The organism is Flavobacterium sp., from assembly GCF_043722275.1.
GTDB lineage: Bacteria > Bacteroidota > Bacteroidia > Flavobacteriales > Flavobacteriaceae > Flavobacterium.
On record NZ_JAYSPC010000054.1, the window covers coordinates 19,812 to 28,484 of the forward strand.

At 32.4% G+C, this 8,673-nt stretch carries 3 protein-coding genes, 1 tRNA gene and 2 pseudogenes; 3 read left to right on the forward strand and 3 right to left on the reverse strand.

Features of this window, described 5'->3' with window-relative positions; genetic code table 11:
• Nucleotides 1-200 precede the first annotated feature (200 nt).
• The gene (locus ACHZDT_RS06965; RefSeq protein ID WP_394773910.1) at nt 201-1,169 is read right to left on the reverse strand and encodes a type I phosphomannose isomerase catalytic subunit; all 969 of its coding nucleotides are present in this window, start codon (nt 1,167-1,169) and stop codon (nt 201-203) included.
• 594 nt (nt 1,170-1,763) lie between these two features.
• Nucleotides 1,764-3,865 (reverse strand): annotated as a pseudogene (locus tag ACHZDT_RS06970) (glycoside hydrolase family 97 protein).
• Between the two features lie 343 nt (nt 3,866-4,208).
• Between ACHZDT_RS06970 and ACHZDT_RS06975 the strand changes: the two are divergent.
• From ACHZDT_RS06975 to ACHZDT_RS06985, 3 genes are all read left to right on the forward strand, one after another.
• Nucleotides 4,209-4,757 carry a DUF4494 domain-containing protein gene (locus ACHZDT_RS06975; RefSeq protein ID WP_394773911.1) on the forward strand — a complete coding sequence of 183 codons (549 nt, stop codon included), beginning with the start codon at nt 4,209-4,211 and terminating at the stop codon, nt 4,755-4,757.
• A gap of 195 nt (nt 4,758-4,952) precedes the next feature.
• The gene (locus tag ACHZDT_RS06980; protein WP_394773912.1) at nt 4,953-6,482 is read left to right on the forward strand and encodes an ArnT family glycosyltransferase; all 1,530 of its coding nucleotides are present in this window, start codon (nt 4,953-4,955) and stop codon (nt 6,480-6,482) included.
• Between the two features lie 321 nt (nt 6,483-6,803).
• Nucleotides 6,804-6,876: transfer RNA gene (locus ACHZDT_RS06985), tRNA-Met, on the forward strand.
• A gap of 1,345 nt (nt 6,877-8,221) precedes the next feature.
• Here ACHZDT_RS06985 and ACHZDT_RS06990 read toward each other — a convergent pair.
• Nucleotides 8,222-8,673, reverse strand: a pseudogene (locus ACHZDT_RS06990) (hypothetical protein); the annotation flags it as partial.

The window sequence follows — 8,673 nt, forward strand, 5'->3', positions numbered from 1 at the left end:
GTAATTATTTTTTTAAACATATCATTTTTTTAATGCTAAATACAGATACAATCCTTAGTAATTACAGGCAATTTAAGCATTAATCATTTTTCAGGTATTAAAATCAAATTTTGACTTTTAATATGAATAATCTGTGATTAAAAATATAAAAGCCGCAAAGTTTGAATTTCCCACTTCGTTACTTTGCGGCTTTTCAGGATTTACGAAATATAAACTTCTAAAATTGAAGCTGAACCTTCTAACACATAACTGCGCATATCAGCCGGAATTAAAACCGTATCTCCTTTTCTATACATATAGTTTACATTTTCATATCTAATCTCAAATGAACCTTCGATACACATATAAACCGTAAAAGTTTCTCCGTTTTTATTGCCGTCAATTTTTCCGTCAAGCGGAATAATATTCGTTGTAAAATAAGGACAATCAACAATTACATTGGATGTATTTGGATTAGTTTCATATTTTTTATGAGTATCTACTTTATTATAATTGATAGCATCAAGAGCCAAATCAACATGCAATTCTCTGGTATTTCCCGGAGCATCTTTTCTATCAAAATCATACAAACGATACGTAATATCAGATGTTTGTTGAATCTCTGCCACAACTAATCCCGCACCTATCGCGTGAACTGTTCCTGTTTCCAGAAAGAAAACATCACCGGCTTTAGCTTTTACATCATCTAAAATCGAAACCAACGTTTTATCGTTTAAATGTTTTAAATATTCTTCCTTGCTTGAATCTTCTTTAAAACCTACAATGATTCTCGCATCTTCGTCAGCTTGCATTACGTACCACATTTCGGTTTTACCAAAAGAATTATGACGTTCTTTTGCTAATTTATCATTTGGATGTACTTGTATAGATAAGTCTTCGCGCGCATCCAGATATTTAAATAATAAAGGAAACTGATTCCCAAATCTCGCATAAACTGCCGTACCTAAAATTTCGTTTGGCGCCTGATCGATTAATTCTGTTAACGATTTTCCTTTTAATTCGCCATTTGCAATAACGCTTACATCTCCTTCTACAGTTGACAATTCCCAGCTTTCTCCTGTAATTTCAGAAACAATAGGTTTATTCAGGATTGTTTTTAATTTTTCTCCACCCCAGATTCTGTCTTTTAGGATTGGTTCAAATTGTAAAGGGTAAACTTTAGTATTCATATTTTATTTTGTTTAATTAATATCTGTTTTTATTTTTTTGCCACAGATTAAAATGATTTAAATATTACTTATCTGTATGTGTTTTTTGCCATGAATTACACGAATTTTCTCGAATTGATTTTAAAGCTTAAAAAAAATCTCTCGTAATCTGCTTGATCTGCAAAAATCTGCGAGAAAACTTTTTTGCCACGACCCGAGCCATTGCGAATAGGCGAAGCAATTACACGAATTCCCACTAATTAATTTAACTCATTTAAATAATAAACGTGTCTAATTCAAATTATTTTAATTCTTGAAATCTGTGGATAAACTATTTCTCACGCAGATTTGGCAGATTTTTTTTAGACAAATACCCGAAGGAAAAATCCATGTTTATCCGTGTTTTCGCCTTAGCGAATCAGTATCATCCGCGTGCCATTTCATATTTTTCATTTTATCGAAAATTCTTGAAATCTGTGGCTAAACTTTTTCTCACGCAGATTTGGCAGATTAAGCAGATTTTTTTTAGACAAATACCAGAAGGGAAAAATCCGTGTTTATCCGTGTTTTCGCTTTAGCGAATCAGTGTCATCCGCGTGCCATTACACATTTTTTTTATTTTATCGAAATTGCAACTCCACCACTTGCAGCCAATTTTTGCTTTAATTTAGTTTTACTATTCACAGTCATTTTTCTAATATTATACGATTGCGGATTAGTCTTATAATCTGCCGTTTTTCCATCTTCATAAATTGTCGCAGTAAATGATTTCCCCACAGGAAGAAAACTAAAATCAATTGTCGCCGTTCGTGCATTTTCATCTGTGATTCCGCCAACAAACCATTCTTGTTTTCCTTTGGTTTTTCGGGCAATTGTGATATAATCTCCAGGTTCGTCTTCAAGGATATACGTTTCATCCCAATCTAAAGCAACATCTTTTATAAACTGAAAAGCATCATTAAAACGAATATAATTCTCAGGTAAATCGGCAGCCATTTGCAACGGACTATACATCGTTACATACAAAGCCAATTGCTTCACAAGTGTTGTACTTAACTTGTTTTTCTTAGCTCCATAAACCGATAAATCGCCTGAAAAATTCCTGGCGTATAATCCATCGGACCTCCCATTAAGCGCGTAAACGGCAAAATTGTAGTATGATCCGGATGAATTCCTTCCATAGATTCAAACTCAGTTCCTCGCGCCGATTCCTGTGCAAACCAGTTAGGATATGTTCTGTGTAAACCCGTTGGACGAACAGCTTCGTGTGAATCTACCATGATTTTATGCTTTGCAGCTTGTTGTGCGACATACGTATAATGATTGACCATTTGCTGACCGTCATGATGTTCGCCTCTCGGGATAATTGGTCCAACATATCCTGTTTTTACAGCATTGTAATTATTATCAGTCATGAAATTCAAAGCGTCATTTAATTGTCGCTCATATTCAGCAGTTGAAGATGTGGTTTCGTGATGCATGATAATTTTGACATTCTTTTTATTGGCATAATCACTTAAATCTTTCACGTCAAAATCCGGATACGCTTTTGTAAAACTATAAATACGCTCTTTTTTAAAAGCCGTATTATCTTCCCAGCCTTCATTCCAGCCTTCGACCAAAACAGCATCAAAACCATTTTTTGAAGCAAAATCAATATATTCTTTTACATGTTTCGTATTTGCTCCGTGCGTATTATTTGGTTTTAGTTTAGTAAAATCAGTTTTACCAATTACAACATCCTGATTGTCTGAATATGCCCAAGTCGATCCTCCGCCGGTAAAATATTCCCACCAAACACCAATATATTTTACAGGTTTAATCCACGAAGTATCTTCAAAAGCGCAAGGTTCGTTAAGATTTAAAATCATTTTTGAAGCCAGAATATTTCTCGCATCATCGCTCACCACAATTGTTCGCCACGGCGTAAAACTTCCGGTCTGGATATATCCTTTATTTCCCACAGCATCAGGAACAAGATGCGAACTCAACGAATACGTTTTATCATCGACATTCAGGCACATTGCCGGATAATTTTTTAAAGCCGCTTCGTGAATATTTATGTAAAGTCCGTCATTTGTCTTGATCATTAAAGGCGTTTGCGTGGCTAAATTTTTAATCGTGCTTTGCGCCGCAAGAGGAACGTGAGTTGCATTGTAAACCAAAGATTGCATCTCGGATATTTTTGATGTTGTATAACTATATTCGTTCGTATCATAATCGCCCGGAATCCAGAAAAGTTTATGATCGCCGGTTAAATTAAACTCGGTAGTTTCTTCCTGAATAATAAAATGGCGGAAATTATCCTGAACCGGAAATTCGTATCGAAATCCTAAACCATCATTAAACAATCGGAAATAGATGGATATTTTTCGCTTGCTTTTCTCCTGAACAAGATCTGCTTTTAATTCATTGTACTGATTCTGAATTTCTTTTTGTTCGCCAAGAACCGGTTTCCATGAACTATTTTCGGATTGAAATTTTGTTTCCGCAATTTTAAAATCCCGATTCATCATAATATCCGACTTTATAATAAAGCCTAATTTACTTTCCTTAATGACTTCTCTTTTTTTATAAGTTAAAGAATAAACAGGCGTTCCGTCGTTGTTTAATTTAAAGGTCAAAGTCAAATTTCCGTCAGGAGATTTTAGTTCCTGCGCCTTTACAAATGAATTCGAAACGATAATAAAAAAGCAGATAAAAAGTATATTTTTCATAAGTCAGAAGAAGTTTGAATAATTGCTAAATCGATTTAGCAAACATAATAAAATTTACGAAATGGTTTTAGTTGAATGAATAAAATATTTAATCTAATGAAATTAACTCGATTTAGATTTCTTCAAATTTCGATTAAATCTTATTATTTAGTGAATTTTGGCACATCAGAAATTCTGCATCAATTTATAAAGGATTCTTAATGTAAAAAAACATTAACTTTTGATATAAATCTAACTTTCAATACTTTACCAAAAACTATTCTAAATTGTGAATATCTATTTTGAGATTTAGGAATTTATTTTCCTGTAAAATCTATCTTTGGCATCCTTAAAAATTATAGAGATGAGCGCAACTTGGTACGAATGCAAAGTAAAATATAGAAAAACTGACGAAACTGGTGGACAAAAAGTTTTAACCGAACCTTATTTGGTCGATGCTTTATCCTACACAGAAGCGGAGAAAAGAATAAATGAAGAAATGGCGGCTTATATTAGTGAAGAATTTAAAATCACGAATATAAAAGTGGCTAATTATGCTGAGATTCATCCTTTTGAAAACGCAGATCGTTGGTTTAAATCAAAGGTTTCCTTAATGGCTTATGACGAAGAAAGCGGTAAAGAAAGAAGATCAAATATGTATTTGTTAGTTCAGGCAAATGATGTGAGAGAAGCTTATGACAATACGCTTCATGTAATGCAAAGCACAATGGGCGAATATTCTATTCCGGCAGTTTCTGAATCGCCAATTATGGATGTTTTCCCATACTTCAGCGGTGAAGAAGGAGAAACAGAACAATTAGAAAGATTCAATGCATTAAAAGCTTCAAAACCTGCTCAGGCAGAAGTTGAAACAATTGATCATATGGAATTTGAAACAGCTTTAGAAGAATAAATGTTTTAAATTCTAAAAAAATCAAATTCCAAAAAATATTCCAATTCTTACTATTGAAAATATTTATAAAAGTCAAGCTTCAGAGAAATCTGGAGCTTTTTTATTTTATAGCTTTTAAGATAAATCTGTTTAATCGTAAAATCAAAATAAATTATAAATTAGCCAAACCATTAACAACCAACAAACCAAATCCCAATGACCAAGAAAACAATAATTTTGACAGGATTTATTCTTCTGAAATTTGTTTTACAATATCTCTTAATAAGTCCTGAATATGATTTGCAGCGTGACGAATATCTGCATCTTGATCAGGCACATCATTTGGCTTGGGGTTATTTATCAGTTCCGCCGGTAACTTCCTGGATTTCATATATTATACTTTTACTGGGGAATTCCGTTTTTTGGATAAGGTTCTTCCCTGCCCTTTTTGGCGCTTTGACACTTTTAATTATTTGGAAAGCTATCGAAGTTTTAAAAGGCAATTTATACGCTTTGATTTTAGGCGCAACTTGCATTTTATTTTCGTCATTACTAAGAATCAATATGTTGTATCAGCCAAATTCATTAGATGTTTTGTGCTGGACAGGATTTTATTATGTCATCATTCAATACATATCGACCGAAAAACCAAAATGGCTTTTTATTGGCGCGATCTTATTTGCTTTTGGATTTTTAAACAAATACAATATTCTATTTTTGCTAATTGGTCTTTTGCCCGCACTTTTATTATCAGATCAACGAAAAGTATTTGCTGAGAAAAAATTGTATTTCGCCTTAATTTTGGGATTGCTTTTAATATTACCGAATCTTTTATGGCAATACAATAATCAATTTCCAATTGTGCATCACATGAAAGTTTTGTCCGAAACACAATTGGTAAATGTCGATCGCTTAGGATTTTTAAAAGAGCAAATCTTATTTTTTATTGGCTCTTTCTTTGTCATTCTTGCGGCTTTATACGCTTTGTTATTCTATAAACCTTTTGCAAAATTCAAGCTCTTTTTTGCTTCGATAATTTTTACACTTGTTGTATTTATTTATTTCAAAGCCAAAGCTTATTATGCGATTGGGTTATATCCAGTTTATATTGCTTTTGGTGCTGTTTTTCTTTCTCAAATTCTTCAAACGAGTTGGAAACGTTATCTTAAACCTGTTTTTATTATTATTCCGTTATTGTTTTTTATTCCGATGTATAATTTATCATTCCCAAATAAAAGTCCGGAATATATCGTGAACCATCCTGAGAAATATAAAAAACTGGGAATGTTGCGTTGGGAAGATGGAAAAGATCATGATTTACCACAAGATTTTGCCGATATGCTCGGTTGGAAAGAACTCGCCCGCAAAACAGATTCGGCTTATGCCTTACTTCCCAATCCTGAAAAAACACTTATACTTTGTGACAATTACGGACAAGCTGGCGCCATAAATTATTATACTAAAAAGGGAATAAAAGCCGTTTCTTTTAATGCCGATTATGTGAATTGGTTCAATCTTGACATTAAATATAAAAACCTGATCAGAATTAAAACTCACGAAGATCATAACAATGAATTTCAGGAAACAAGTCCGTACTTTCTATCTTCTAAAATTGCGGGCGAAATAACCAATAAATACGCGCGCGAATTCCAAACGATTATTTACGTTTTTACCGATGCTAAAATCAATATCAATAAAAGAATCGAACACGAAATTAAAGAAGAGAAAAATTATAATAAAGAATAATAGACACAATTGAATGATCGATTTCAGCTCTAACGAATATTTAAAAAACGAAAACCAAAAACAGATTCTCGCTTTTGATATTTTAGCTCAAAACAAAATGGTATCAAATATAGCCGAAAACTTAGCTTTCTTTTGCTTTTTTATTAGGTCTAAAAAAGCAATCCAACTCAGAATTACGAGATTATAAAATCCAGACATTACATTTTCAACATTTAAAGCGCTATTCTTTAAATATTTACAACAAAAAAGCCGTCTTTTAAAAATAATTCCGAAATTTCTTTGCAAAACAGTAATTACTGTGTATCTTTGCATCCGAAACATCGCGGGATAGAGCAGTAGGCAGCTCGTCGGGCTCATAACCCGAAGGTCACAGGTTCGAGTCCTGTTCCCGCTACTAAGACAAAAGCTTCAGAGAAATCTGGAGCTTTTTTTGTTTTATAATATTTTAAAATCATTGACAAGATGCTTAACCAATAAAATTTAAATATTTTTTTTAGTAAAAATGAAGCTTCTTTGATAAGAAATAATTATGGAATATTATATTACAATTCTTTTGTTACCCATGCTTTTGGATATTCAAGCCTAAAGATTTAATAAAATTATCAATCCGGCTTAATGATTCTAAAATTGAAAAGCATTCTTAAAGTTTACGCCACATTTGATTTACTTTTATTTATTTTTATCTTTGCAATGACATTGCTAAAACCTGAATTTTCAGTAAGGGGGTTTTTATATTAGTTGTGCTTTATTTATTTTTATTAAGCATTACAGCAGGATATTTTTATTTCGCTTTTCAAGATTGCTTTTTCCTAAAGACAATCACAATCAAAAAACTTTTTCGATTGTATAAAACATACAAACTTCGCATTTCCTGCGAGGTTTTCTGTTTTTTGTCGATACTTTGCGATTGGGTTTTCAAGACCTCTAGTATAAAACCACACCAAAGCTATGTTACATAACAAGTCATTATAGCGCTACGGCTATCGTCCTGCACCATAAACTCGTTATGTAAAATAGCACATCTCTTCAAGACCTCTCCAAACCCCGACGCTGCTGCCAACGCACTTGGTAAGTTTTTTATTTGTTCAGTCGCCACAAGGGCTATGCTTGTTTTTCCTGCAAAAATGCCAGGAACTTTTTGCCTTTCAATTGAACTTTAAGGGTGGCATTCCTGCAGAAAAAACAAGCCGATAATTGAAGATTTAAAAACATAAGAAACCTCGCCGTTGGCGAGGTTTCTTATGTTTATTCTTTGCCGATTCCTTTGCGTTCACGAGCAAGATGCTCGCGCCAGCACGGGGATATGCAAACAAAAGCAGAGAAAAAATTAAGATGTACATGCTAAAATACTGTAATAATCCATAGTGGCTTAGATATTTGAATACTTCCCGGCTGCTAGAGAAATTAATAAGTCGTTTTTATAACATTCTTACTCCCAAAAATATATTGTATTTAAATCCTAAGCTTAGTTTAGGTGAAGGTTTAAGAACCGGAACCGGACTCTAACCAGTGTAAGTTTTTTTATTATTTAGTTGTACAGTTTTCAGCATTGTTATGGCAATATTAAAACAAAAAAGATGAGCATTACTGCTCATCTTCAAATTATTTCTTACTTATATTTATTCTATTTGAATAAGTTAAAAATCCAAATTCTCATATCACTAACTTTGAAACACTAACTAGACAGATCAAAGTGCAAAAGTTAAAAAGTGATTGCAAAATCACAAAAACTTCATTTTTTATTTCTTATTAATCATTACACTTTTATGATTATAGTTGTCATCATATATTTGGATTATCTTTTTTATATAAAATAACATAGTATTATCATTTAAATTATTCCTTACTGAATAATCAATTACTTCTTTTAAAGCAATATCAATTTGCTTTATATCAAGTATTTTATAAATTGATTTTTCTTTTAATAAAATATGCTTTTGAGAGTGACTTTGATAAACTCCTATGCTATAAATACCATTGATATTGTAACCTACAACTTTTTCATCTTTAATTTCAATGATGGTAACATAATCAACATTATTTTTGACTACATCATTTTGCAAAATTCCTTTTTTAATAAAAAAAGAAGTTACAAAAAATTGCCTTAAACTTCCGTCGAGTTCGTCTACTTTTAGAATAATACTCTCAAAAAGCACCTCTGTGGCTTGCTGTAGATCTTCGATTTCGGTAA